27 protein-coding genes are annotated in these 25,912 nt (G+C 35.8%); 24 read left to right on the plus strand and 3 right to left on the minus strand.

Features of this window, described 5'->3' with window-relative positions; genetic code table 11:
- Positions 1-316: 316 nt before the first annotated feature.
- The 9 genes from D9780_RS07960 (at position 317) to D9780_RS08000 (ending at position 6,838) form a co-directional block, all read left to right on the plus strand.
- The gene (locus tag D9780_RS07960) at positions 317-1,585 is read left to right on the plus strand and encodes a tetratricopeptide repeat protein (RefSeq protein ID WP_121639797.1); all 1,269 of its coding nucleotides are present in this window, start codon (positions 317-319) and stop codon (positions 1,583-1,585) included.
- Between the two features lie 102 nt (positions 1,586-1,687).
- Complete coding sequence (locus D9780_RS07965; protein ID WP_121641455.1) at positions 1,688-2,263, plus strand: ReoY family proteolytic degradation factor; 576 nt, start codon at positions 1,688-1,690, stop codon at positions 2,261-2,263.
- An 81-nt stretch (positions 2,264-2,344) separates the two neighbouring features.
- Entirely contained in the window at positions 2,345-2,803 is a 459-nt protein-coding gene (locus D9780_RS07970; protein WP_073004153.1) for a DUF2487 family protein, read from the plus strand.
- Positions 2,804-2,937: 134 nt separating this feature from the next.
- Positions 2,938-3,450 carry a QcrA and Rieske domain-containing protein gene (locus D9780_RS07975; protein WP_073004151.1) on the plus strand — a complete coding sequence of 171 codons (513 nt, stop codon included), beginning with the start codon at positions 2,938-2,940 and terminating at the stop codon, positions 3,448-3,450.
- 6 nt (positions 3,451-3,456) lie between these two features.
- Entirely contained in the window at positions 3,457-4,131 is a 675-nt protein-coding gene (qcrB, locus tag D9780_RS07980; protein WP_073004149.1) for a menaquinol-cytochrome c reductase cytochrome b subunit, read from the plus strand.
- Between the two features lie 15 nt (positions 4,132-4,146).
- Positions 4,147-4,929, plus strand: a complete 783-nt coding sequence (locus D9780_RS07985) for a menaquinol-cytochrome c reductase cytochrome b/c subunit (RefSeq protein WP_073004148.1) — start codon at positions 4,147-4,149, stop codon at positions 4,927-4,929.
- Positions 4,930-5,113: 184 nt separating this feature from the next.
- The gene (locus D9780_RS07990) at positions 5,114-5,704 is read left to right on the plus strand and encodes a lipoprotein heptaprenylglyceryl N-acetyltransferase LhaT (RefSeq protein WP_121639798.1); all 591 of its coding nucleotides are present in this window, start codon (positions 5,114-5,116) and stop codon (positions 5,702-5,704) included.
- Between the two features lie 139 nt (positions 5,705-5,843).
- The gene (locus tag D9780_RS07995) at positions 5,844-6,107 is read left to right on the plus strand and encodes a sporulation protein YpjB (RefSeq protein ID WP_240458797.1); all 264 of its coding nucleotides are present in this window, start codon (positions 5,844-5,846) and stop codon (positions 6,105-6,107) included.
- Between the two features lie 44 nt (positions 6,108-6,151).
- Positions 6,152-6,838 (plus strand): zinc metallopeptidase, encoded by a 687-nt coding sequence (locus D9780_RS08000; RefSeq protein ID WP_116277067.1) that lies wholly within the window; start codon positions 6,152-6,154, stop codon positions 6,836-6,838.
- A 138-nt stretch (positions 6,839-6,976) separates the two neighbouring features.
- On the opposite strand, the gene D9780_RS21635 is transcribed toward D9780_RS08000, so the two are convergent.
- On the minus strand, positions 6,977-7,192 hold the full coding sequence (locus tag D9780_RS21635) for a YitT family protein (protein WP_371413712.1): 216 nt from the start codon (positions 7,190-7,192) through the stop codon (positions 6,977-6,979).
- Positions 7,193-7,599: 407 nt separating this feature from the next.
- On the opposite strand from D9780_RS21635, the gene D9780_RS08010 reads away from it, so the two are divergent.
- From D9780_RS08010 to nth, 13 genes are all read left to right on the plus strand, one after another.
- Complete coding sequence (locus tag D9780_RS08010; RefSeq protein ID WP_073004129.1) at positions 7,600-7,944, plus strand: nucleotide pyrophosphohydrolase; 345 nt, start codon at positions 7,600-7,602, stop codon at positions 7,942-7,944.
- A 14-nt stretch (positions 7,945-7,958) separates the two neighbouring features.
- Entirely contained in the window at positions 7,959-8,756 is a 798-nt protein-coding gene (gene dapB, locus D9780_RS08015) for a 4-hydroxy-tetrahydrodipicolinate reductase (RefSeq protein ID WP_073004128.1), read from the plus strand.
- A gap of 14 nt (positions 8,757-8,770) precedes the next feature.
- On the plus strand, positions 8,771-9,190 hold the full coding sequence (mgsA, locus tag D9780_RS08020) for a methylglyoxal synthase (protein ID WP_073004126.1): 420 nt from the start codon (positions 8,771-8,773) through the stop codon (positions 9,188-9,190).
- Positions 9,187-10,314, plus strand: a complete 1,128-nt coding sequence (gene bshA, locus D9780_RS08025; RefSeq protein WP_121639799.1) for an N-acetyl-alpha-D-glucosaminyl L-malate synthase BshA — start codon at positions 9,187-9,189, stop codon at positions 10,312-10,314. The genes mgsA and bshA overlap by 4 nt, the downstream gene beginning before the upstream one ends.
- Positions 10,315-10,328: 14 nt before the next feature.
- On the plus strand, positions 10,329-11,531 hold the full coding sequence (locus D9780_RS08030) for a CCA tRNA nucleotidyltransferase (RefSeq protein WP_121639800.1): 1,203 nt from the start codon (positions 10,329-10,331) through the stop codon (positions 11,529-11,531).
- A complete protein-coding gene (locus D9780_RS08035; RefSeq protein WP_121639801.1) occupies positions 11,507-12,511 on the plus strand; it encodes a biotin--[acetyl-CoA-carboxylase] ligase in 1,005 nt (334 codons plus the stop codon). The genes D9780_RS08030 and D9780_RS08035 overlap by 25 nt, the downstream gene beginning before the upstream one ends.
- Positions 12,512-12,546: 35 nt before the next feature.
- Positions 12,547-15,342, plus strand: a complete 2,796-nt coding sequence (gene dinG, locus D9780_RS08040) for an ATP-dependent DNA helicase DinG (protein WP_073004119.1) — start codon at positions 12,547-12,549, stop codon at positions 15,340-15,342.
- A 341-nt stretch (positions 15,343-15,683) separates the two neighbouring features.
- Positions 15,684-15,851, plus strand: a complete 168-nt coding sequence (locus D9780_RS08045; RefSeq protein WP_073004117.1) for a YpmA family protein — start codon at positions 15,684-15,686, stop codon at positions 15,849-15,851.
- Complete coding sequence (locus D9780_RS08050; RefSeq protein WP_116277074.1) at positions 15,814-16,347, plus strand: cell wall elongation regulator TseB-like domain-containing protein; 534 nt, start codon at positions 15,814-15,816, stop codon at positions 16,345-16,347. Before D9780_RS08045 ends, D9780_RS08050 begins: the two co-directional genes overlap by 38 nt.
- A gap of 14 nt (positions 16,348-16,361) precedes the next feature.
- Entirely contained in the window at positions 16,362-17,549 is a 1,188-nt protein-coding gene (locus tag D9780_RS08055) for a pyridoxal phosphate-dependent aminotransferase (protein ID WP_121639802.1), read from the plus strand.
- A gap of 85 nt (positions 17,550-17,634) precedes the next feature.
- The gene (gene asnS / locus D9780_RS08060) at positions 17,635-18,927 is read left to right on the plus strand and encodes an asparagine--tRNA ligase (protein ID WP_121639803.1); all 1,293 of its coding nucleotides are present in this window, start codon (positions 17,635-17,637) and stop codon (positions 18,925-18,927) included.
- Between the two features lie 235 nt (positions 18,928-19,162).
- Positions 19,163-19,870 carry a DnaD domain-containing protein gene (locus D9780_RS08065; RefSeq protein ID WP_170861684.1) on the plus strand — a complete coding sequence of 236 codons (708 nt, stop codon included), beginning with the start codon at positions 19,163-19,165 and terminating at the stop codon, positions 19,868-19,870.
- 2 nt (positions 19,871-19,872) lie between these two features.
- Positions 19,873-20,535, plus strand: a complete 663-nt coding sequence (nth, locus tag D9780_RS08070; RefSeq protein WP_121639804.1) for an endonuclease III — start codon at positions 19,873-19,875, stop codon at positions 20,533-20,535.
- A 54-nt stretch (positions 20,536-20,589) separates the two neighbouring features.
- Here the strand turns inward: nth and D9780_RS08075 are convergent, their stop codons facing one another.
- Both D9780_RS08075 and recU read right to left on the minus strand, forming a co-directional pair.
- Positions 20,590-23,376 carry a penicillin-binding protein 1A gene (locus tag D9780_RS08075; RefSeq protein WP_121639805.1) on the minus strand — a complete coding sequence of 929 codons (2,787 nt, stop codon included), beginning with the start codon at positions 23,374-23,376 and terminating at the stop codon, positions 20,590-20,592.
- 17 nt (positions 23,377-23,393) lie between these two features.
- Positions 23,394-23,981: a Holliday junction resolvase RecU gene (gene recU / locus D9780_RS08080; protein WP_073004107.1), complete on the minus strand. Its 588-nt coding sequence runs from the start codon at positions 23,979-23,981 to the stop codon at positions 23,394-23,396.
- Positions 23,982-24,225: 244 nt separating this feature from the next.
- Between recU and D9780_RS08085 the strand changes: the two genes are divergently transcribed.
- Together D9780_RS08085 and D9780_RS08090 are read left to right on the plus strand one after the other, a co-directional pair.
- A complete protein-coding gene (locus D9780_RS08085) occupies positions 24,226-25,215 on the plus strand; it encodes a DUF2515 family protein (protein WP_121639806.1) in 990 nt (329 codons plus the stop codon).
- A 417-nt stretch (positions 25,216-25,632) separates the two neighbouring features.
- Complete coding sequence (locus D9780_RS08090) at positions 25,633-25,860, plus strand: hypothetical protein (protein WP_121639807.1); 228 nt, start codon at positions 25,633-25,635, stop codon at positions 25,858-25,860.
- The last annotated feature ends 52 nt before the right edge of the window (positions 25,861-25,912 follow it).

Genomic DNA, 25,912 nt, shown 5'->3' on the forward strand with positions numbered 1-25,912 from the left:
AAATTCCTACATGATAACATGTCTATAGTACAAGCAAGCCGAACTATTTTATAATTTAATGGTTCGGCTGTTGCTATTCGGATGTTTATCAAGCTCTCCTGGCTATAAAGAGAAAACGTTATTATATAAAGGGAGTACAAGATTTTTTGGTTTATAGAATAAGAAAAACTACGGTTATAGTTAGAAAGACTTTGGAGATAGCCAAGTTTTTCTATGGTGTTAAACTTTAAAATGATTGGCTATGCGTTTATTTTGAACATCTGCTCGTTTTCCGTTATGATAAAGACCTGATGAACGTGAAGAAAGGAAGTTCAATGTGGAAACAATTATGGAAGCTGTTCGTTTAATGGAAGCCCAGCACGCAGAAAAAGCGGTAGAATTATTGGATAACTATTTACCAATGGCTGATGATGAAGAGCGATATACAATAGCAGAATTGTATTTACAATGGGGCTACTTACATGAAGCAAAAGCTATTTTTCAAGATTTAATGCATCAATTTCCTGCTGAAGGAGAACTAAAAGTGGCTCTTGCAAATATTTATACGGAATTGGATGATGACGAAGCTGCTATCCAACTGTTAAATGATATTGATGAAGAAGATCCTGCTTACCTACAAACATTGATTCAATTAGCAGATCTTTATCAAGCGCAAGGGCTTTTTGAAGTATCTGAACAAAAGTTATTAATGGCTAAACGATTTGATCCTAATGAACCAATTATTGATTTTGCTTTAGGAGAATTATATTTTTCAACAGCAGATTATGTAAAAGCCACTACTTATTATGAAAATATTTTGCCTAAGACGAAAGAAATTGCTCATGTATCGATAACAGATCGCCTAGCTGAAGCGTATGCCGAAACTGGAGAGTTTGAATTAGCTTTAACTTACTATCAAGATGAAGATAGTAAAAATCCCGATACGTTGTTTAAATATGGTTTTACTGCTTACCAAACTGGAAGAAAAGACATCGCTAGAAAAGCGTGGGAACATGTCATGGAAATTGATATGTATTACCATACAGTGTATTATCATCTTGCTTCTCTTTATGAGGAAGAGGGGGTATATGAGAAAGCGTATGAAATTAGTCAAAAAGGACTTCATGTAGATGCTTTTAATAAAGATTTATTTTTGTTAGCTGGGAAAATTGCTCATCAACTTGGAGAAGATGAAAAAAGTGAACAGCATGTTCGAGAAGCTATAGCAATGGATCCTGATTTTAAAGAAGCAGTGCTATTTTTAATTGAATTACTAAAAAATAATGCTGATTTTAAAGGAATTGTTGACTTGGTTAGCGAAATAATGAATACAGGTGCAGAGGATCCTTTGTATAATTGGGAACTAGCCCGCGCTTATAATGAATTGGAAGTATATAATGATGCATTAAAACACTATCAAACTGCATATAATAATCTCAAAGACGATAGTGACTTTTTAAAAGAATATGGCTATTTTTTAACAGAAGAGGGGAGGATCAAAGAGGCGATACCTGTATTTACTGCATACCTTGAGCAACAACCAATAGATGATGAAGTAAATGAATTTCTATTTCGCTTAAAGCAATCTGATCGTGAAGAGCCGTAAGTGCATGGCTTTTTGATTGAACAACTTCTTAGACTTATTTAAATGGACTCGTGGTACACCAAATTATCCATGAAAAGAGGTTGTAAAGGAGAGTGAGAAATGGTGCATACTCCAGTATCTGTAGAAGATAAAAAAAGTTTTATTCGATGGTTTTTAAATCATTACCAGCTAAAAAAGCGAGAGAGCGTATGGATTTTAAATTATTTAATGAATCACGATGAAATACTTCACCATCTTCATTTTGTTAGAGAGGCGAAATTCTGTCCGCGGGGAATTATTATGACAAGTCAATGCTCCAGTGAAACAGCCTTTCGTTTTTATAAAAATCAACTCGTAACAACAGATGCAGAGAAATCGTTTCATGACATTCGCTTGAATAAAACAGAAGCTCTGTACCTTCAGTTAAATTTTAAAAGATCATACCGAAGTGCATTATATATTGCGGTATTAGAGGAAAACCCATTTATACCAAATGACTATTTCATAACTGCTCAGGACAAAGAAGTTGCACAGCAGCTGCTTGATCAATCTCGATACGAATTTCAAAAAAGTTTTTTAAATGAGCAAATTGATCAAGCCTTGGACTCTATGAATGAAGAAGCTTTCTTAAAATTAACGAAAGAACTTCAAATGTTGGAAGAGAACTTTCTAAATCAACCAAAATTGCTAAAGCGATAGGTTGATTTTTTTTGTGAAGATAGATAAGATTTAAATAAATATATTTAAAATTTTGCAGAATAAGAAAGGCTGGGCAGAGCGATGAAATGGAAAAAAACAGACATAACGCAGTATACAGAAGCAAAAGAATACATTGATACGGTTCTAATTCCATTAATGCCTTTTGAAATGGAAAGTGATACGCATTTAGACGTAAACGCGTTTCAATACGAATGGACGATGTTACTTGTAAATGAGTTAGAAAAAGAACTTACAGGACGGATGATGTTATTACCACCTTATGTTTATAGAAAACCTATCATCCAAGAACAGGAACTTAAAAGGATTGATTCCTGGGCTAAAGAAATAAAAAAGCAACCGTTTAATCATGTGTTTTTTCTAACTTTAGATGGTGGATGGAAAAAGCATGAAGAAGTTCTTCCTGGAACACTACTCTGGTTGCCTGGAATGAAGTCAGGTGATTTACATTCTGCAGACATGTACAGATTTATTCGTGATCAAGTGGAGCAAATGAGCGAGTTAATTCAATCTTATTGGTAATAAGAAGAAAAAAGTTTTTTTGGGAAAAAGGAATAATCATTGACCGGACAAACAGTTTACGCTATCATGGTTATGTCCTAGTAATGTGAATATCTGTATTGTCCGTGATTATTGTATAAGAGGGGGGGAAAATCATGAGCGATAAAAAGCAACAAGTATCCCGTAGACAGTTCTTGAACTATACGTTAACTGGGGTTGGTGGTTTTATGGCAGCAGGAATGCTGGCGCCAATGTTGCGAATGGCAGTTGATCCAGTGTTAAAAGAATCGGGGCAGGGGGACATGGCAAATGTCGGCTTATCTGTTGATGACATTACTACCGAGCCACAAAAAGTAGATTGGAAAATCACACAAGTTGATGGCTGGTACGAGTCGGAAGTAAACCGTTCCGCTTGGGTTTTTAAGGATGAAAATGGCGATATTCAAGCCTTTTCCCCAGTTTGTAAACACTTGGGTTGTGTCGTATCCTGGGGAGGAAGTGATGAATATCCTGAACAGTTTTTTTGCCCATGTCATGATGGACGTTACTACAAAGATGGAACAAACGTACCAGGAACACCGCCTTTACAGCCGTTGGATGTTTATGAATTAGAAGTAAGAGATGGAATCTTATTTTTAGGTGATGCAGTACCAAGAGAGGGGGCGTAATAGTATATGCTACAAAAAATTTATGACTGGATTGATGAGCGTGCTGATATTACGCCTATCTGGCGGGATATTGCAGACCATGAAGTTCCAGAGCATGTAAATCCAGCACATCATTTTTCCGCATTTGTTTATTGTTTTGGTGGTTTAACCTTTTTTGTGGTTGTTATTCAAATCCTATCTGGAATGTTTTTAACGATGTATTATGTTCCAGATATCGAAAATGCATGGAGATCCGTTTATTACTTGCAAACGGAAGTAGCACATGGGCAGATTGTTCGTGGTATGCACCATTGGGGCGCTAGTGTTGTTATTGTCATGCTGTTATTACATACACTACGAGTGTTTTTCCAAGGAGCTTATAAAAAGCCACGTGAACTGAATTGGATTGTTGGTGTTTTGATTTTCTTTATCATGCTTGGATTAGGGTTTACCGGGTATTTATTACCATGGGATAACAAAGCCTTTTTTGCTACGCAAGTTGGATTGGAAATTGCGCAACAAGTTCCATTTGTTGGCGAAGAGTTGAAAACGCTATTAGCGGGTGACGAAAAAATTGTAGGAGCCCAAACACTAACCAGATTCTTTGCAATTCATGTGTTCTTCTTGCCTGGAGCACTCTTTGCATTATTAGCAGTACACTTTATTCTAATCCGTAGACAAGGGATTTCTGGACCATTATAAAAAGGAGGGGAAAGCATGCATAAGGGAAAAGGTATGAAATTTGTTGGCGATTCACGTATTACTGCTGATAGAAAACCAAATGTACCAAAGGATTATTCCGAATATCCTGGAAGAACAGAAGCTTTCTGGCCCAACTTTTTATTAAAAGAATGGTTAGTAGGTGCTGTGTTTTTAGTTGGATTTTTATGTCTAACATTAGCTCATCCTTCTCCATTAGAAGGTATGGCTGATCCAACAAATGCATCTTATATTCCGTTGCCGGATTGGTATTTCTTGTTCTTGTATGAACTGTTAAAATATGAATTTGCTAGTGGAGATTATACACTGATGGGGATTCTTGTTTTACCTGGAATTGCATTCGGTGCATTATTATTAGCTCCATTTTTAGACAAAGGTCCCGGAAGAAGACCACATCAACGTCCTATTTCTGTTGGAATGATGCTACTTGCTTTAGCTTCTGTAATTTGGCTAACGTACGAATCTGCAGCCAATGTAGATTGGGAATCAAGAGCAGAAACTAACAAACCAGTACCTCCTGGTGAGCAGGCAGCGATTGATACAGAAGACCCTGGTTACGCCGTTTATGAGAACAGTTGCTTATCTTGTCATGGCGATAATTTGCAAGGGGGGGCGGCTGGTCCGTCACTCATCGGTATCGATAAATCTGCTGAAGAAATTGCTACAATTGCTACAGAGGGAATTAACTCCATGCCACCGGATCAGTTCTCAGGTACAGATGAAGAACTACAACAATTGGTTGATTTTATCGTATCCGTGAATGAGGAGTCTGGTGAATAGAGTAATACAAATGCACCTTTGCCAATACTATTGGCAAAGGTGCTTCTTCATTTTTTATACTATGAAGGTTTGTTATAAGAAAAGCTACAGCTTTTCAGTAGGCTAGGTTTTCCTAAGAAATTATCTCCTTGCAAACTTTCTAGGCTAAATATGTATCATATTATGTTAGAGAGAGGTTGACAATTTGTTTAAATACTTATTGATAGATAAACGGTTTTTATGCTTGTTATTTATTATTAATTTAGCAGGCACTATATATGGTTATATATGGTATGGTTCACAATTATCACAAACAGCATCCATTTTTTTAATTTTTGTTCCTGATAGTCCAACGGCCAGTTTATTTTTCTCTATATTTTTATTGCTTTTTATTTTTGGTAAACATCTTCCTTACATAGAAGCATTAGCAGTAATTACTTTATTTAAGTATGGTATATGGGCTGTTGTCATGAATTTTCTTACTCTACTAGTGGAGGGAACGTTAAATTGGCAAGGATATATGTTAATGGCCTCGCACGGTGCTATGGCCGTTCAAGGGCTGCTCTATATGCCTTATTATCAATTACGCTTACGTCATATTGTGTTTGCAGCTATTTGGACGTTACATAATGATGTGATTGATTACGTTTTTGAGCAAATGCCAGTTTATTCCTCGCTATCCTCTTATATGAACGAAATAGGCTATTTTACATTCTGGTTAAGTCTTTTATCCATCGGCATTACATATTATTTTGCTATTCGATTTAAGAGAACCCCATTTATTACCAATTGTTAATGGTAATACCTGCATTTTACTTGTACGATAATACTAAAATTCTGTAATGCAAAAAAGCAAATGAAAATGAAAAGATCTCGTTATATCATATAAGACCGCTTCATACATTAGTATTAGACGAAAAAATGGGGTGGTCTCTATGAATAAGAATAGGCATCAATTCGTGTTTACTTTTGGGATGACCATAGGGATATACATATATGTTAATATTTTTATGTCTAAAGCAGCACACGCCAATGCCTCTAACTGGGTACAACCAGTCACGGAACAGAAAGGTCAATTATTTCCGTTTATTTGGATTTTGCTTATTGTAGGAGGTTGTATCGGCATTACATTAACTTATGTAAGTTGGAGAAAATATAAAGGTGAGAAGAAAAGTAAACAAGACAAAACAGTTGACTAACGCCTTGTTTTTGACTAAAATTGACCTTATAAGGAGGGATGCGTATGTTTGGTGGTTTTGGAGGTTACTTAATTTATGTAGCTTTATTGCTTCTTATTCCACTGTGGGCAAGCTCAAGAGTAAAAAGCACGTATAAAAAATATATGAAAGTGCCAACATCTTCGTATATGACTGGTGCACAAGTAGCACGTCGCATTCTTGATGAAAACGGATTATACGATGTAACGATAGAAGAAACAAAAGGTATGCTCTCTGATCATTACGATCCAAGAAAAAAAGTTGTACGTCTTTCTAGCGATAACTACCATGGGCATTCTATGGCGGCTTCTGCTGTGGCAGCTCATGAAGTCGGACATGCTATTCAAGATGCAGAAAATTATGCTTTTCTTCGCTTTCGTAGCGCACTTGTTCCAGCAGCCAACTTCGGTTCCAATTTTGGAATGGTTTTTATACTAATTGGATTTGTGATCGGAATGAGCCAGCTGTATTTGTTAGGTATCGTTCTATTTGCCGCAGCTGTTTTATTCCAATTGGTTACATTACCAGTAGAGTTCGATGCGTCTAATCGGGCGATGGCTCAACTAGTATCTTCAGGAGTAATTCGAAATAATGAAGAGCGAGATACGAAAAAAGTTCTGAATGCAGCTGCGATGACTTATGTAGCAGCAGCGTTAGTCGCGTTAGCAGAACTACTACGATTTATTTTGATGTTTGTTGCTAGCGATGAATAAAGTTTAAAGGTTATCAGCGGTGGTTTGAACTACCGCTGATTTTTTAGGTTTAAGGATGATTTTTTACTATAGGGAAACAGATAATTTTAGGGTTTATTGTAAACATGTGTGAGTCATTGATCTAATTAAACTATTCCACTAATTTTTAATAGGGTTTTTATTTTCATCCAATGTAAAGCCTATACCTGCTACATCATGGAAAGTACTAACAGCTACAAATGCATAGGGATCAATAGACTCGATGATGTTTTTTAAACGCACAATTTCATTTCTAGCTACAACACAGTACAATACATCTCTTTTCTCTCCAGAATAGCTTCCTCTTCCTTCTAACACCGTAACACCTCGATCCATCCTCTGGAGAATTGTTGCAGCAATTTCCTCACTTTGGTTTGAAATAATAGTGGCCCCTTTAGCTGAATTGAATAAGCACCTTATTGAATAAAATCGATAACTCTTGCCCCAATATACACAGTAACCAATGTATACATTCCTAGTTTATTAAATATGTAATTAAATTTTAAGATAAATGAAGGCTAACTTATATTGCTTATAATAGTCTTTCTCTTGAACTTTTAATACTACTCCATTTGCCTTATAATGAAATAGTAAATAAAAATAAAAGCTATATTGACATATGTTTTCTCTAAGGTTAATTAATTTTGTCTCGTGAACGATTGACTCATGATAAATCATTTGTCAAAATGTGATGGATTCGCTAACATGGTAATATTAATAATGTAGATAAAAGGAAGAGATGGATGGAAAATACTATATACACGACAAAAGAAATTCAAGAGCGAGTTGATCAATATATCGGACAATTTAAAGAAGGTTATTTTTCTCCTTTAAGTTTAATGGCTCGCTTAACAGAGGAAACAGGTGAATTAGCCAGAGAGGTTAATCATTATTATGGAGAAAAACCTAAAAAGAAAACAGAAAAGGAAAAAAGTATGGAAGAAGAGCTCGGGGATATCATTTTTGTGCTTACATGCTTTGCTAATTCATTAAATATGGACCTATCTGATTGTTTTCATAGAGCTATAACAAAAATTGAAACTAGGGACAAAGATCGTTGGACGAAGAAAGACGACTTACATCAATAGAGGAGAGATAGAGTATGGCAATTAATGTTGTAATTGCAGGCCCAAGAGGTAAAATGGGGTCAGAAGCAGTGAAAATGGTAGAAAACGAAACAAATTTCCGTTTAGTTGCGTGTATTGACCATAAAAATAATGGCAGAACATTAGATACGATTTTTCCAGACGTGGAACGTTCTATTCCAATCTATGATGATGCTACAAAATGTTTCGAAAACCATAAAGATGCAGATGTTTTAATTGAGTTATCTGTCCCCCAAGCAGGCTACAAACACACAAAATCTGCACTAGAACATCATGTTCGTCCAGTGGTAGGAACAACAGGTTTTACGGAAGTACAATTAAAGGAATTAGACGAATTTGCACAACGAAATAATATGGGATGTATGATCATTCCCAATTTTGCCCTTGGAGCAGTTTTAATGATGAAATTTGCTAAAATGGCCGCTACTTACTTTCCAGATGTGGATATCATAGAAAAGCACCATGATCAAAAATTAGATGCACCATCTGGAACAGCTATTAAAACGGCTGAATTAATTAGCGAAAATCGCAAGGCGAAAACACAAGGCCATCCAAAGGAAGAAGAGACTATTCCAGGAGCAAGAGGTGCTGATTTAGATGGAATAAAGCTTCATAGCGTTCGGCTACCGGGATTAGTGGCACATCAAGAAGTTATCTTTGGAAGTCCTGGACAAACATTAACGATAAAACATGATTCCATGGATCGCTCTTCCTTTATGGATGGTGTGAAACTTTGTGTGAATAAAGTGATGGAAGTAAAAGGATTGATCTATGGGTTAGATACTATCTTGTAAAGGCGGGGATACAGATGAATATTGCTTTAATAGCACATGATAAAATGAAACAAGATATGGTGAATTTTACTACAGCATACCAATATGTTTTATCGGAACATCATTTATATGCAACAGGAACTACAGGCAGTAAGATTCGTAAGGCAACAGGAATGGATGTACATTTGTTTCAATCGGGTCCATTGGGTGGCGACCAGCAAATTGGTGCAATGATTGCAAATAATGAAATGGATATGGTGATCTTTTTCCGTGACCCTTTAACTGCACAGCCTCATGAACCAGATATTAGTGCTTTAATGCGCTTATGTGACGTTTATCATATACCGCTCGCTACAAATATAGCAGCTTCTGAGATTTTTATCCGTGGGCTGGAAAACGGTGACTTTCAATGGCGTGACATTGTCAAACAGAAAAAGGAAAAAGAAAAAGCATGAAAAAAATTGGAATAACGTGCTATCCTAGTGTAGGAGGATCTGGAATTATTGCAACGGAGTTAGGAATGTTACTCGCTGAAAAGGGGAATGAAGTTCACTTCATAACTTCCAGTTTACCTTTTCGCCTAAATCATATTAATCCAAGAATTTATTTTCATGAAGTTGAATTAAGTCACTACCCTGTTTTTCAATATCCACCGTATGATTTAGCATTAGCTGCTAAAATGGCAGAAGTAATCAATCGGGAAAAGTTGGATATACTACATGTCCACTATGCAATGCCACATGCTATTAGCGCTCTTTTAGCACGAGATATTGCAGAACATAAAGTAAAGATTGTAACAACCTTACATGGAACAGATATTACTGTTTTAGCGATTGATGATATTTTTAAAAACATGATTACTCATGCAATCAATCAATCAGATGCTGTAACAGCAGTTTCAAACCATTTAGCTAGTCATACGAAACAACTTCTTAAAATAAAACAAGATATACAAGTCATTTATAATTTTATAAATGAACAAGAGTACTATCCAAAACGGTTAGACTTTATCAAGCAGCAATATGACATTAAGTCAAACGAAAAAGTGATTGTTCATATTTCTAATTTTCGTAAGGTAAAACGATTGCCAGATATTATACGTACATTTTACCTTATACATCAACAAGTAGATAGTAAATTATTACTTATTGGTGATGGTCCAGAGTGTGGAACAGCTATGAATTTAGTAAAGGAATTAAAATTAGAGCAGAAAGTTCTATTTTTAGGTAAGCAAAAAAATATAAGTGAGCTTTTACGTATCAGTGATTTAAAGTTATTGCTGTCAGAAAAGGAAAGCTTTGGCCTTGTTTTGTTGGAAGCGATGGCTTGCGGTGTACCGTGCGTTGGCACAAATGTTGGCGGTATACCCGAAGTAATTGATCATAATCAGACAGGGTTTATTTCCGAATTAGGGGACACTGATCAAGCAGCAACATATGCTATTGAAATATTAACGAATCAGACATTGTGGAATAGTTTTTCAAACAATGCTGTTAAAAGAGTAGAAACTCATTTTCATTCGAAGCAAATTGTAAAGCAGTATGAGCAATTATATGACTGTTTACTTACAAGCTTATAGAAATGGTGATAATTATGTTAGCAGAACCTTTCCAAAAAGCTAAGCCAGTAGTAGAGAAAATCAAGGCTCATGGATATAATGTTTATTTTGTAGGAGGGTGTGTCAGAGATTTTCTGCTTCATCGTCCTATTGGGGATATTGATATAGCTACATCAGCAAAACCAATTGAGCTACAAAATTTGTTTTCTTCCGTGATACCAGTCGGAATAGAACATGGAACAGTTATTATTCGCCATCAAAATGAGTCTTATGAAGTAACCACTTTTCGAGTTGACGGAACATATACGGATCAACGTCATCCAGATGATGTTACATATGTAGATAGCATTGATAAAGATTTAGAAAGAAGAGACTTTACGATAAATGCATTGGCAATGGATTTAAAAGGGAACATTATTGATCTGTTTGCTGGTAGGTCTGACTTAGATAATCATGTGATTCGTACAGTAGGAAACGGGGAAGAAAGATTTAGAGAAGACCCGTTACGAATCATTCGTGCACTTCGTTTCAGCAGTCAATTAGGGTTTACTATTCATCCGGATACGATCGAACACATTCGAAAAGTAAGGCATGAAATGAAAGGGTTAGCAGTAGAACGAATTACAAGAGAGTTTACCAAGCTATTCGCTGGTGATTATGTACAACATGGATTAACATATGTAAATGATTTGGAGATTTATAAATACTTACCTGTATTTGAACAGCACCACTCATTAATTTACCGGATTCCAAAAAATATAAAACCTTTACCGTTTTTTCACGAAGTATTGGTGCTTTTTCATTTTTTGGATCGCACAATACCGCTTTTAACATGGGCAAAAGCATGGAAATGCTCAAATAAACAAAAAAATGCTGCCATGAATCTAACTAAACAATTAGAAGAATTACAAGCAAATGACTTAACTCCTTGGCTTGTTTATCAATTACCACGAGCTTTGTATAATAGCTTTATTCGGCTAACAAATTGTTTATATTCTAAAAAAAATATTACAATAGAACAGTTATTACAAATAGAACAAACATTACCGATTACATCTAGATCAGACATAAAATTAAGTGGCCAGGATATTATCGATCTTTTTCCGGCCTTTAAACAAGGCCCGTGGATACAACAACTATTGAATAAACTGGAGCGAAAAGTTGTTGCAGGACAGTTGCCAAATGATTACTATAAGTTAAAGGAATGGATAAAATGGAATCCACCCGCAATCAATTAATCCAATTACTTGCTAAGAATAACGAAGAATATATATCTGGACAGGTTCTTTCAGAAAAATTAAACATATCTCGCAGCGCCGTTTGGAAGCATATGAAAGAATTGGAGAAAGATGGTTACGTCATAGAAGCAAAGTCGAAGCGAGGCTACCGATTTGTTAGCTATCCAGAAAAAATATCTGAAAACACCGTACAGTGGGGTTTACAAACGAATTGGCTCGGCCAGAAAGTGATTCATCGTGAAGTGACTAGCTCTACTCAAATTATTGCCCATAAAGTTGCAAAAGAACAGAAAGGACATGGCACTATAGTTATTGCAGATGAGCAGGTTTCTGGTAGAGGAAGAATGAATCGAAATTGGCATTCTAAAAAAGGCGATGGCATGTGGATGAGCATGATCTTACAGCCACCCTTACCACCATATCTTGCTCCACAGTTAACATTATTAACTGCTGTTGCATTAACGGAAACTATTGAAAAGTTAACGGGATTAACGCCACGTATTAAGTGGCCTAACGACATTCTCTTTGATAATGAAAAAAAATGTGCAGGAATTTTAACAGAACTACAAGCTGAGCAGGACAAAATCCAGTATGTTATCATTGGTGTTGGATTAAATATTAACCAACAAAAGAATGATTGGCCAGAAGACGTACAAAAAAGAGCAACCTCATTGCAAATAGAAACTGGGAAACAATGGCCGATTAGGAAAATTATACAATATTTCTTGAGCAGTTTCGAAAGTCTTTATGATGAATATATGAAGCAAGGATTTTTAGCTGTGAAAACGAAATGGGAGTCATATGGATTTAAAATAGGGGATTGGATCACCATCCGTCAATTGGATAAGACTCGACAGGCTGTATTTTATGGTTTGGCTGACGATGGTGCGCTGTTAATAAAAAATGAAGCTGGTGATGTAGAGCGGTTGTATTCAGGGGAAATTGACTGGTTTCATGAAGCTAAATCTAATAATGAATAAATAAAATAGTTATTTAAAAGAAGGGAGGGGCTGACGTGCAACGCTATGTTGTGATCGATTTAGAAACAACTGGTAATAATCCAGCTAAAACAGACAAAATTATTGAGATAGGTATCGTAGTTATTGAGCAAGATACAATTGTAGATAGCTATTCTACCTTACTACATCCAAACAAAGAAATTCCAGCATTTATAACAAATTTAACAGGTATTTCAAATGAAGATGTAGCCGATGCACCATTATTTGAAAATATAGCAGATGAAGTAACTGCTATGTTTGAAAATAGTTACTTGATCGCACATAATGTCCCATTTGACCTCGGCTTTTTAAATGGAGAATTGACTAAAAGTGATCGAAAAAAGCTCAAGAACCCAGTGCTTGATACAGTAGAATTAGCAAGAATACTATTTCCAAGTGCGCCAAGTTATAAATTAAATCAGCTAACTGATTATTTACAAATCAACCATGAAAACCCGCATCGCGCACTTTCCGATGCATTTGTTACCGCGAAGTTATTTTTAAAGCTAAAAGAAAAACTAGCTTCTTTACCTTATGAGACCCTAGAGCAATTGCTACGTTTGGAAAAGTGGTTAAAGTCAGATGCATATGCTTTATTTAACTATTATAAAGAGCAAAACGTGTTTGTAGAAAAAAATGATGAAATTGCTATATATCAAGGTCTTGCCTATCGCCGTATGAATCATCTAGAAAAGGAAGATAACGTTATGGATCTTTCTTTTGGGGATTATTTAGACTCCATTTATGAATCAAATGGTAGTTTAGAAAAAAATTTGTCTTTTTATGAAAAACGTGCAGGACAACGAGAAATGTCGGAAATGATCTTTGATGCATTCCAAACGAGACAGCATGCGTTGATTGAAGCTGAAACAGGAACAGGAAAATCACTGGCATACCTGCTTCCAGCAATATATGATGCTGTTTCTACACATAAACGAGTAGTCATTAGTACATACACTACGCAGTTACAAACTCAATTATTAGAGGAAGAAATCCCCTTAATTCGTCGGTTAATTCCTTTCCCTTTCCGCGTAGCACTGCTTAAAGGGAAAGGGCATTATATCAGTTTGGAAAAATTGCACCAAGAGTTGGTAGAGCCTCTCCAGAGTAACTACGACATCGCTCTTACCGTAGCGATGCTTTTGGTTTGGTTAACAGAAACGAAAACGGGTGACGTTGACGAAATCCAGTTGCCTTCTAGTGGATATTTGTTTTTTCGACGCATATCTGCAGACATGGAAGAAGGTGTTGACCCATCCTCGCAATGGTTTTATAGATCACACTATCAGTACGCAAAAAAACGAGCCCAGCAAGCTCATATTGTTATTACTAATCATGCATTATTATGTACAGATATTTTTCATCCTTCTTCTTTACTACCAGTATACGAAAGAGCAATTATTGATGAAGCACATCATTTTGACGCAACCGTATCGAAGCATTATGGACTAAAACTTGATTATATGCATATGCATTATACATTGAATCAATTAGGGAGAACAGATGAACAGAAACTGGTTCATACCATTTTATCTCATTACCCATCAGCACTTTCAGAAGAAACTAAGGTTTTGTGGAATAAACTGCTTGATGATACTCGTTATGAAACGGATGATTTATTTCGTTACTTGTTTCAATATGTTTCCAAGGTACGTAAAGGAGACAAATCGTTTAGTGATATAGGTAGAACGCAATATCGCTTTGAAGCGAATAAAGAAGATCAAAACAAATGGACAGTAATTAAAGAAATGGTATCAAGGGTTTGCTTACATTTACGCGACTTAGTACATGGATTAGTAATGATTGAAGCAGAGTTACGAGTGAATCAACTTCATCAGGAAGATAAAGAGAAACTTTTGGCTAGTGCCGAACGGCTGCAAATATTTATTGACCAATTAGAGCAGTTTTTCCTTGTAGAAGATAGCGCACAGGAAGTAAAATGGATGGAGATAGAGGCATACGGCGCAAAAAATGCAGTTTACTTATACAGTGAACCAACAGATATTGCTAATTTACTAACAGACGTATTTTTTTCAGTTAAAGAAAGTATTGTTTTAACAAGCGCTACATTAACAATAGAGAATTCATTTCAATATATTGTGGAGCGTCTAGGCTTACAAACAGAGAACCCTTTAACGAAGAAAATTGCTTCTCCATTTTCGTATGCCGATCAAGTACAATTAATGGTGCCAAATGATTTTCCAACAATCACTTCAGGACACAACGATGAATTTATTCATGCAACCTGTGAGGCAGTATTATCTTTGGCAGAAATAACCAACGGTAGGATGCTGGTGTTATTTACATCATATGATATGCTAAGACGTTCACATTCTTTGCTTAAAGAGTTAATGGAGAATGACACGTATGCACTTTTTGCCCAAGGAATCTCCAGTGGTAGTAGAGAGCGTTTAAAAAAGAACTTTCAAACGTTTGATAAAGCGATTCTTCTAGGAACCAGTTCATTTTGGGAAGGTGTAGATATTCCTGGCGAAGATTTATCGTGTCTTGTAATAGTGCGTTTACCGTTTCAACCACCTGATCATCCAGTGCTTGAAGCAAAATCAAAGTTTTTAAAAGAGCAAGGCAAAAATCCATTTATGCAATATGCCTTACCTAATGCTGTTATCCGGTTTAAGCAAGGATTTGGGAGATTAATTCGATCTAGCAGTGATCGAGGAATTGTGTTTATTTGTGATTCCCGAATTATAACAGCTCGCTATGGGAAATATTTTATCCGCTCTATTCCTAAAGTACCATTATTTTTTGATACAACACATGAATTAATGAATAGAGCTGAAAAATGGTTTTAAATATGGATAAATAAAGCTTTTGTATCCTAGCTCCAATTAAAGAACTTCATGTATATAAAAAACTGATGCTAAAAAGCATCAGTTACAAGTAAAGTGGTGTGGGTTGAATAATAATTTGCTCAATAATTAAAAACAAAACACATTTGTTGTAAAGCTTGTTATACTATATTTATGTTCTGTTTTATTTATTTAAGCATATACATATTCTTTGCTAAAAAAAGCAGGATATGTCTAGCAGAACTTGATAAGACAAGAAACTTTAACCGTAAATGGAATTGACCATGTTGCATTTTATACCAATCAACGTAATTTCAATACTTGCTATATAGGGAGGTCAAAATATGGATGAATTAACCACTTTAGCGACTGTACAAATCGGATATTCTTCCGAGTTATACAAAATAGTAGACCTATGTAATAAAACTTTAAAAGAACAAAACCTAATATTTGGTTTAGCATTGGATGATAAAGATGAAGAACAAGCGATCTTTACTATATATCGGTCCTAAATGGATAAGATGGACATTATCCATTCTCTTTTTATTGACGGTGGCTTGCGGTATCTATTTTATTTATTTATACAATGGTTTGCTTGAAAGTAAAACAGCAGGATATGAAGAAACAAAGCAACAGCTACTGAAGGCTGAAACTTTAGCTGAGATTGATAAAATAGAAACATTTCATGGAAAAGAAGCCTACCATGTTGCGTATGGAAAAGACCAAAATGAACAAAGCAAACTTGTTTTTTATCCCTTAAAAGGGAAAGAAAAACAGCTTTTAACTGTAAACCAAGCTGATATTGTAAGTAAATCAGAAATGAAAGAGCAGTGGAGACAGGAATGTGATCAATGTGAGTTTATCCGTATTACCCCCGCACTCGTAGATGGCAAAGAATTGTGGGAACTGACTTATATAGATGACTCAAATCGATACGTTTTTGATTATTTAGATATGCATGATGGTTCGCGATATGAACAAATGCGCTTTAAAAGTATGTTTAAATAGAAAGGTGATAAAAAGTGGAATTAGCAAACAGAGTAAAAACATTAAGCCCCTCATCTACATTAGCCATTACAGCGAAAGCAAAAGAATTAAAGCAGCAAGGTCATGACGTTATCGCTTTAGGGGCTGGTGAACCTGACTTTAATACACCTGGGCCTATATTGGTTGCGGCTGAAAAAGCAATGAATGAAGGCAAAACAAAATATACGCCTTCTGGAGGGATTGTGGAATTAAAGCAAGCCATTGTAAACAAATTTCAAAAAGATAATCAACTTAACTATACTAAAGAACAAATTATCGTAACTACTGGAGCCAAGCATGCATTATACACACTTTTTCAAGTGCTGCTAAATGAAGGGGATGAGGTTATTATCCCAGCCCCGTATTGGGTTAGTTACCCAGAGCAAGTAAAGCTTGCTGGTGGAACTCCTGTTTTTATTCCTGCTAAAGAAGAAAACCAATTTAAATTAACGCCACAGGAATTAGAAGCGGCTATTACGAGGAAAACGAAAGCCATCATTATTAATTCACCTAGTAACCCGACTGGTATGATGTATAATAAAGATGAATTAAAGCAGTTAGGAGACATTTGTTTAAAGCACGATTTGTTAATTGTATCCGATGAAATTTATGAGAAGCTAATTTATTCTGGCGAAGACCATGTATCTATAGCACAATTATCACCAGAATTAAAAGCTCAAACAGTTATTATTAATGGTGTATCTAAATCCCATTCCATGACTGGTTGGAGAATTGGTTATGCTGTTGGACCAAATGAAATTATTAAAGCAATGACAAGTCTTGCTTCACATTCTACATCAAACCCAACGTCAATTGCTCAGTACGCAGCATTAGCCGCTTATCAAATGGACGATTCCTTTAATGAAGAAATGAAGGGTGTTTTTTCACATCGTTTGGAAAGTTTATATCAACTGCTAACGGAGATACCTGGAGTGAGCTGTGTAAAGCCTGAAGGGGCATTTTATTTATTTCCAAATGTGCAAGAGGCAGTACGTAAAAGTGGCTTTAGTAATGTAGATGATTGGGCAAAGGCACTATTGGAAGAAGAAAAAGTAGCTCTTATTCCCGGGTCTGGATTTGGTGCGCCTAATAATGTACGTTTATCGTATGCCACATCTATGGAAGCACTAGAAGAAGCTGCAAAAAGAATTAAACATTTTATTTTACACTATAAGAGAGCATAAATTCTTAATTTTATCGTGTAAAAACAACAATAATTTACGTTAAAAAATTTTCTAAAAGCATGAACATGTATTAGGAGGAGTTCTTTTGAAAACGACAATTTCGCAGGCACCAAGATATAATGAAGAGACAATTACGGTTGGAGCTTGGCTCACAAATAAACGTTCAAGTGGAAAAATTGCATTTCTACAATTACGTGATGGCACTGGATTTATGCAAGGTGTTGTTGTAAAAAATGATGTGAGCGAAGAAACATTCCAATTAGCTAAAAACATCACACAAGAATCATCGATGTATATTACTGGTAAAATTGTCGAGGATACACGCTCTCCATTTGGATACGAAATGCAAGTAAGTGATATTGAATTAATTCATGAAGCTCATGATTACCCGATTACACCGAAAGAGCATGGTACAGAGTTTCTAATGGATCATCGCCATTTGTGGTTACGATCTAAACGTCAACATGCTGTTATGAAAATACGCAATGAAATTATACGTGCGACTTATCAATTTTTTAATGATAACGGCTATGTTAAAATTGATCCGCCTATTTTAACAGGATCCTCGGCAGAAGGAACAACTGAATTATTCCATACAAAATACTTCGATGAAGAAGCTTATTTATCACAAAGCGGGCAATTATATATGGAAGCAGCGGCAATGGCATTCGGAAAAGTATTTTCTTTCGGACCGACCTTCCGAGCAGAAAAATCAAAAACACGCCGACATTTAATTGAATTTTGGATGATTGAACCAGAAATGGCTTTCGTAGAGCATGAAGAAAGTCTTGAAATCCAAGAAAATTATGTTAGCTTTATCGTTCAAAATGTGCTTGGAAATTGTAAATTGGAATTGCAAACATTAGATCGTGATATTTCAAGCTTAGAAAAAGTACAAGCACCGTTTCCTCGGATAACTTATGATGAAGCAATTGCGCTATTAAAAGAAAAAGGTTTTGCCGACATAGAATGGGGTGAAGATTTTGGGGCTCCTCATGAAACAGCTATCGCTGAAAGCTTTGATAAACCAGTATTTATTACCAATTATCCTACGGGAATAAAAGCATTCTATATGAAGCCACATCCAGAGAGAGATGATGTCGTATTATGTGCAGATCTCATTGCACCAGAAGGGTATGGAGAAATTATTGGTGGTTCTCAACGAATTGATGATTTGCAGTTAATGGAAGAGCGTTATAAAGAACATGGATTAACAGATGAAGCATATCAATGGTATTTAGAACTAAGAAAATATGGTAGTGTACCGCATTCTGGCTTCGGCCTAGGATTGGAAAGAACGGTAGCTTGGCTTGCGGGTGTTGATCATGTTCGCGAGACTATACCGTTTCCACGTCTACTAAATCGGCTTTATCCATAATTATTAAGTTGTTAATTTAGCTTAAATATATAGGGGTGCTGTAAGGCTTCTATATCTATCTTAATAAGGGAAAATGAGTGAATGCAACAAGTCAGAAACAAACGCCGATTGATTCATGTTCTAAAAGAAGTATCTCAAACTTTATACAAAACTTAGAAAATAACCTATCCCTTGCTAGAACAGGCAAGGGATTCATTTATCATGTAAAACGGAAATTTTATAAGATGAGAAGGAGATGTTCGTCATTAAAAAGCAATCATTCTCCATTCAGCACCTTTTAAACAATCAAGTGCCTATTCCAAAGGAACTATTAACTTCCTATGTTTCTATAGGGCTAGATGAAAAAGAAGTTATGTTGCTAATACAATTACAACGATTTATGGTAGAAAGAATTGATTTTCCTACTCCAGATCAATTAACTACTTTTGTAACGATGAAAGAACAAGAATGTGCACATTTATTACGTGGTCTTGTTCAAAAAGGGATGCTGGCTATTGTACAGCAAGAAGAAAACGATGGAAAGATTAAAGAAGCTTACGATTTAAATCCTCTATGGGATAAATTATTTCAGACGGAAGAAGATACGAAACAGGATTCAGATACATCTGAAGGGACTATTTTTATCTTGTTTGAACAAGAATTCGGTAGACCATTATCGCCATTTGAAATTGAAATGATTAATGCGTGGCTAGATGAGGATCAAATTGCTCCATCATTAGTTAAAGCAGCTTTACGTGAATCCGTGTTAATGGGAAAGTTAAATTTTAAATATATTGATCGTATTTTACGCGAATGGAAGAAAAAAGGGATCCATAGTGTAGAACAAGCTAGAATGTCCAGTAAACAATTTCATGCCAGACAGAATGCTCCAAGATCAGAAGGTAGTTCACAAAGTACTCGTAACAGTTCTTTTTACTATAATTGGCTGGAAGGGGAGGATTAGCGATGCTGACGCAAAAACAAATTCGCTTTTGCTTGGATGAAATGAAAAAAATGTTTCCTCACGCCCAATGTGAATTAACACATAAAAACCCATTTGAATTAGTAATTGCAGTGCTGTTATCTGCCCAGTGTACAGATAACTTAGTTAATAAGGTTACAAGAACGCTGTTTCAAAAATACAAAACGCCTGAAGATTATTTAGCCGTACCTTTAGAAGAGCTTCAAGAAGATATTAAATCAATTGGTTTATACCGAAATAAAGCAAAAAATATTCGTAAGCTTTGTGCGATGTTGATAGAAGATTATGGAGGAATCGTTCCAAAATCAAAAACAGAATTAATGAAATTAGCAGGGGTAGGTAGAAAAACAGCTAATGTCGTTGCCTCTGTAGCGTTTGGTGAGCCGGCAATTGCGGTTGATACACATGTAGAACGCGTCTCAAAGCGACTTGGTATATGTAGGTGGAAAGATTCGGTCCCGGAAGTGGAAGAAACTTTAATGCGAAAAATTCCAAAGTCAGAATGGAGTGATACGCATCATCGCATGATTTTTTTTGGTCGATATCATTGTAAAGCAAGAAATCCGAACTGTATGGAATGTCCATTATTAGAAGTGTGCCGTGAGGGACAAAAACGAATGAAGAAAAGAAAAGAGGTAAACGCGTAAATATTGCGTTTACCTCTTTTCTACTCTATAATCGAAGCTTTAGTTATTATCAGTTTAGCTTTTGTCACTAGCCCCTTGTTCTTCATCTGATCCATCATCGGTTTGACCATTTTCATCAGAGGGGGGGTCTTCCTCCTCCTCTTCTGGTGGACGAGCTTCCCCGTTATCTTGACCATTATCACCAGTATCAGCTCCACCGTCCCCTCCATCATCAGCAGGAGGTTCTTCTTGTTCTGCTGGTATGGTTACAGATGTTTGTTGAGAGGGTCCTCTTACACCTTCGTTTTTACCTTTCTTACCAATAGGTGTAACAGATATGTTGTACGTTTCTCCAGGTGCAGCTCCACTTATTTCTAACCCATTTGACTGGACGGTTTGTACCTCACCATTAACAGATACTTCAAAGGTAGCGGGCGGGCCATTGTAATTCCAACTGACATCAATGAGTTTGTTTGCTTCATTATAGGTAGCTGTTAGCCCTGTTACTTCAGGTAACTCCTCTAGTTCTTCTTCACCTGTTGCTACTGTAGTCGTTTTCGGTTCACTTTTAGAATCGTCTTCATTACTAACTACCACAACTTGAATCGTGTATTCTTTATTTGGTTCCACCGCTGATATTTCCATAGATGTATCTTCGGTAGTTGATAATGTTTGCATCTCACCGCCATCCACTTGCGCACTGACTTCAAAGGAAACATCTGCATCAGCATCATATTCCCAAGAAACGTCGATCGCACTTTTTTCTTCGTTAAAGCTTGCCGTTAATCCGCTAACCGGATCTAATTGATCAAACTTCTCGGAAGTCTCTTTCGGCTCTGTACCTTTAACAAACAACTCTGTAATAATCTTGTCGCTAGGTGTATGTTCGCTTGGTTTTGCAGGTGGATTAGATCCTTTTTCAACTTCCGCTTCAATTACGTTATCTGGTTTGACAAAATCCTTTGTCTCTATGTCCTTCGATATTTCTGTCATCGTATTTTTAAACATTTGTAATGGAATTTGCGTATTTCCATTTCCAGGAGGAATAACATCTCGACCTCCTTCTTCATCTTCATAACCACCAACCCATGCAGAAATCGTGTAATTCGTTGTATAACCACTAAACCAAGCATCAGGGCTTCCTTCACGATCTTTTAAGTTTGTGGTTCCGGTTTTACCAGCTACGGGAAGGCCTGGAATATTTGCATTCTTACCTGTACCCTCAGTTAGAACTGTTTTCATCATATCTGTCATCATATATGCTGTATAGTCTGACATAGCGGGTTCTGCTTGTGGTGTTAATTCAACTGTTTTCCCATCTGGAAATTCGACTTTTGTAACCGAATAAGGTTCATTATACAACCCTTCGTTACCAAAGGCTCGGAAGGCTCCAGCCAGCTGTAAAGGTGTAACCTCTGTCCCTGTACCACCGATAGCATCACCAACTAAAATTTTATCGTCTTTAAATTTGATTCCTAAACCTTCTGCAAATTCTTTTGCTTTTTCATAACCAACTTCTTCTAAAACTTTCACAGCAGGTACGTTTAGCGATTGTTTAAGTGCATGACGTGCTGTCATCCAGCCAGCATATTGCCCATTCCAATTACCAATTACTGAATCTGTACCACCGATTTCGTATGGTTTATCATCGTTTATTTGATGATACGTTGACATTTTATTATATTCAATCGCTGGTCCGTAAGCTACAATTGGTTTAAAAGTTGAACCTGGCTGCGTTTTGTTTTGAATAGCGTAATTTAGTTCTCTTTTCCCTTCACTATTCCTTCTACCACCAATAGCACGTATGGCTCCTGTCTTCGTATCAAGAACTGTCATTGCTGCTTGCATCTCATCGTCAGGATATTGAATCGGATTGGAATCACTATCCGTTAGTAAGGATTCCACATGTTTCTGCACATCTTGATCAATTGTCGTATGGATGGTTAAACCATCTGTATAAATATCTGCACCGTCTACTTTTTCTTTCACTTCTTTTTCCACCTGTTGTAAGAAACCTTCATAAGGTGTTGTTTCTGGCTTATCTTCAACTAATAAAGAAGGAATATCAACATTTCTAGCTTCTTCGGCTTCTTTTTCAGAAATTTTATCATGACGTACCATTAAATCTAAAACAGTATTCATTCGCTCTTTCGTCAATTTAGGATTTTCAAACGGATTGTATGCTGTTGGTCGCTGTGGCAAACCAGCTAAAATGGCCGCTTCAGGTAACGTTAATTCGTTTAAATCTTCTTTTCCGAAATAAGTTTCAGCAGCAGTCGCTACTCCATAAGCATTACTACCGTAAAAGATTTTGTTCAGATACATTTCCATAATTTCTTCTTTTGAGTAGTCTCTTTCTAATTGCAATGCTAACCATTGCTCTTGAACTTTTAAACTAATCTTTTTTTCAGCAGACAAGAAAGATTTCTCAACTACTTGTTGCGTGATCGTACTTGCCCCCTCTGAACCGAAACCATTTTTTATATTGGCAATAACCGCACCGCCAATTCTCCTTAAGTCAATACCAGAATGCTCAAAAAACCTCGCATCTTCGGTTGCTGTAACAGCATCAATTAACACTTGTGGTAAATCATCGTAGTTAATTTTCGTTCGATTTTTCTCGCCCATAACCGCAAAAGATTTCCCGTCAATATCTAGGAATTTTGAGGCAAGAGAGTCGGATAATTTCGACTCATTCAGATCAGGTGCTGTGGCTACCCAATAAGCTGCTGTAGCTCCAGCGCCAAGTCCCATAATTATAAAAATAATTATGATTGAAAGTAATATTTTTTTCCATAATGGTTTTTTCTTTGTTTTCTTTTGTTTTCTTCTCGCTGTACGAGACTGGCTATTATTTGCCATGCTTCATTCCTCCATCTCTAAAAATAAAGCTTATCAATAATTGTTAAATAGTCAACTCTAGCTTTATATTGAAAAGGGATAAAATAACCCTGCTGTTTTATTGTTTTATACGCAATGGATTTTTTATCTCCTTTTAGGTGAGCATCCCAATGCGTAAAAAGTCTTTCAGCAGGAAATAAATATGTTTCATCAAGTACAGAAAAGCGTATGAGCAGAAATGTAATACCGCCTTGAGCAACAACAGCCTGCATATGATCGACTTGATGATCATGTATATTTGCTAACGGAAATAGCGTTTTATTTTTTGTTTCCTTTGCTTCAAAATCAATATATTTTTCGCGATACACTCCATTGTAATCCGTTGTTGAAGCTTGTTTGAAATACGCTTCTGTAATTACTGCTGCACTTCTTTTTGGATAATTAACCTTGACAATTTGAACAGGTGTCGGTTTTTTGTGAATCACAGCTTTTTTTGCCTCTAAATAGTATGCATTTGTATCATTAATATCCTTTTCTAATGACATCCCACGATTACCAAATTGATGAGAATATAATTTTTTTTGCTTGTATAGGTCCCCATTTTTTCTTCCATTTGGGTAATTCATTTATTTACAATCCCTTCTTTAAATCAGCGTATGATTAAATGAAATAGCTGATACGTTTCATGGAGAAAAGAAATTGTTCAACAACACAAAATGTGTTGTCTCTGAAAAATTCACCTTGATTAGAAATTTACTTTTATTTACATCGTATTTCCTCTCTGCAAAAAATACTAGCAACTTATAATGCATAGTAACGTCTTGCTCCGTACATGTTATAAAATAATTGTTCTGAAAGGATGGGAGGCAGATGTATATAGATGCAAACCTCAAAGCCTATCTTCATTATATAACAAATAAAACAATAGCACATAACCAAGATAATATAACACGTACAAACGCTTATTTTAAGTTTTATCTGAAATTCCCGGAAATAAAATGGGCTTTTTTAGCAAGTATCGTATCAAGAAATGCTGGATGGAACATGACTGATTTGCAAATGACTCCATTTCAATATTTATTAGGGAAACAAGAAAGAGAGCGGCTGTTTATGACGTATGAGCGTGCTAATTGGCTCATTTTTTCAGATGCCTATCCCCAACTCTTAGTATACCAATTATCCAAGCAAAACAACAAACCAATGTTCGACCTTCTTTCTCTGTTTCATGTTTCTAGTTATATGATAAAAGAATGGCACTATTTTTGGAAGTATTGTGATAAAAATCGTCTTGTACAAGCACTTATTATAAACGAACAGAATGTTATTCAAGAACCTGTTATTAAACAGCATTATTTTCAACGTCGTGTATTTCATCAATTGCCTTATCAAATGCAAAACTTTTTTATGATGAATGCTGTTCTTTTGCCTTCTATGTCCAATGATTTATATGGTGCCTATGTCCATAACTTCACAAATAGAACGAACCGAATTCAGCTAGGGAAAAAACTAGCTTCTCTTATTTTTTCCCCAACTGTCTATAAGCAAACGTTTTTATTTGTTAAATATTGTACACACACTGGATCTAGACGTGATTATGAACGTTTTTTGAAGCTTCCCAAACAACCGGTTACCCCAATCTTGCGAATGGTATATCCCATTATTACACATCAAGAGACTATTCGAAAGGATTGGTATCAATCAGGGGGTGTAAAGAAAAAATGGATTCGCGACGCACATCAATGTAACAAACAACAAATCGGAAAAACTTTTTACCAAAAACGACAAATGTTATTTGCTTATTTCTATACTAAACAAGTGTTTACCGCAAAAAAATATTTTTCCACCAATAAAAGGGGTTAGCTTCTCTAAAATATATAAATTAGGTTACAGTAACAAAAAAAATATAGCAAAAGAAAAACAACGTGTCATTTCGAGCAATTTTTAAAACCATTTTGAATAGATAAAGTGCTGCCATGCATGTATATGGCAGCACTTTGTTAATCATTAAACCCTTAAGTTGCTGGGAAATTGGGTCCGTTCAATTTTTTATCTCCTTTTTTCAAAGAGTTAGAACGGATGCTTTCTGTTTTGGCTTGTTTCTTCTTTTTATCTTTCATCGTTTACCCTCCTTTCATCATTAGTTTGTCAAAAATGTAAAAATAAATGAGTATATGCACTTGTTTTGTAAGCTTCATTCTAGTTTTGTCGAACGTGAAGGAAGCCTTCTTTTTAAGACGAAATGTATACAGTAAGATGGGAAGAGGAGGTAGCATAAGAATGCTTGCGTATCAATCACAAAAAAAAGGAAAGCGCGGTGTGGACCGTAAAAAAGTAGAAGCAGCTTTATACGAATTATCAAATCAAATTCGCCGATTGGATCAAAAGTTGACAATGAAAGTAGAAAATAATATATCAAGTCAATATTATGAAAAACTAAATGAAATTGCGCTAGTGAAGAATCAATGTATGCAATTAGAAAAAAATACAAGAGAACAAAGTAAGTAATCCTATCCAGTATCAACTTGTATCTACTTTGTTCCTCAAAAGGAATAATAAA

Source organism: Virgibacillus sp. Bac330, assembly GCF_003667845.1.
Classification (GTDB): domain Bacteria; phylum Bacillota; class Bacilli; order Bacillales; family Amphibacillaceae; genus Virgibacillus; species Virgibacillus chiguensis.

Excerpts from the sequence above, each read along its gene's own strand:
- D9780_RS07970 (WP_073004153.1), top strand. The coding sequence starts at position 2,345 with ATGAAATGGAAAAAAACAGACATAACGCAGTATACAGAAGCAAAAGAA.
- D9780_RS07975 (WP_073004151.1), top strand. The coding sequence starts at position 2,938 with ATGAGCGATAAAAAGCAACAAGTATCCCGTAGACAGTTCTTGAACTAT.
- qcrB (WP_073004149.1), top strand. The coding sequence starts at position 3,457 with ATGCTACAAAAAATTTATGACTGGATTGATGAGCGTGCTGATATTACG.
- D9780_RS07985 (WP_073004148.1), top strand. The coding sequence starts at position 4,147 with ATGCATAAGGGAAAAGGTATGAAATTTGTTGGCGATTCACGTATTACT.
- D9780_RS07995 (WP_240458797.1), top strand. The coding sequence starts at position 5,844 with ATGAATAAGAATAGGCATCAATTCGTGTTTACTTTTGGGATGACCATA.
- D9780_RS08000 (WP_116277067.1), top strand. The coding sequence starts at position 6,152 with ATGTTTGGTGGTTTTGGAGGTTACTTAATTTATGTAGCTTTATTGCTT.
- D9780_RS21635 (WP_371413712.1), bottom strand. The coding sequence starts at position 7,192 with ATGGATCGAGGTGTTACGGTGTTAGAAGGAAGAGGAAGCTATTCTGGA.
- D9780_RS08010 (WP_073004129.1), top strand. The coding sequence starts at position 7,600 with ATGGAAAATACTATATACACGACAAAAGAAATTCAAGAGCGAGTTGAT.
- dapB (WP_073004128.1), top strand. The coding sequence starts at position 7,959 with ATGGCAATTAATGTTGTAATTGCAGGCCCAAGAGGTAAAATGGGGTCA.
- mgsA (WP_073004126.1), top strand. The coding sequence starts at position 8,771 with ATGAATATTGCTTTAATAGCACATGATAAAATGAAACAAGATATGGTG.
- bshA (WP_121639799.1), top strand. The coding sequence starts at position 9,187 with ATGAAAAAAATTGGAATAACGTGCTATCCTAGTGTAGGAGGATCTGGA.
- D9780_RS08030 (WP_121639800.1), top strand. The coding sequence starts at position 10,329 with ATGTTAGCAGAACCTTTCCAAAAAGCTAAGCCAGTAGTAGAGAAAATC.
- D9780_RS08035 (WP_121639801.1), top strand. The coding sequence starts at position 11,507 with ATGGAATCCACCCGCAATCAATTAATCCAATTACTTGCTAAGAATAAC.
- D9780_RS08045 (WP_073004117.1), top strand. The coding sequence starts at position 15,684 with ATGGATGAATTAACCACTTTAGCGACTGTACAAATCGGATATTCTTCC.
- D9780_RS08050 (WP_116277074.1), top strand. The coding sequence starts at position 15,814 with ATGAAGAACAAGCGATCTTTACTATATATCGGTCCTAAATGGATAAGA.
- D9780_RS08065 (WP_170861684.1), top strand. The coding sequence starts at position 19,163 with ATGTTCGTCATTAAAAAGCAATCATTCTCCATTCAGCACCTTTTAAAC.
- nth (WP_121639804.1), top strand. The coding sequence starts at position 19,873 with ATGCTGACGCAAAAACAAATTCGCTTTTGCTTGGATGAAATGAAAAAA.
- D9780_RS08075 (WP_121639805.1), bottom strand. The coding sequence starts at position 23,376 with ATGGCAAATAATAGCCAGTCTCGTACAGCGAGAAGAAAACAAAAGAAA.
- recU (WP_073004107.1), bottom strand. The coding sequence starts at position 23,981 with ATGAATTACCCAAATGGAAGAAAAAATGGGGACCTATACAAGCAAAAA.
- D9780_RS08085 (WP_121639806.1), top strand. The coding sequence starts at position 24,226 with ATGTATATAGATGCAAACCTCAAAGCCTATCTTCATTATATAACAAAT.
- D9780_RS08090 (WP_121639807.1), top strand. The coding sequence starts at position 25,633 with ATGCTTGCGTATCAATCACAAAAAAAAGGAAAGCGCGGTGTGGACCGT.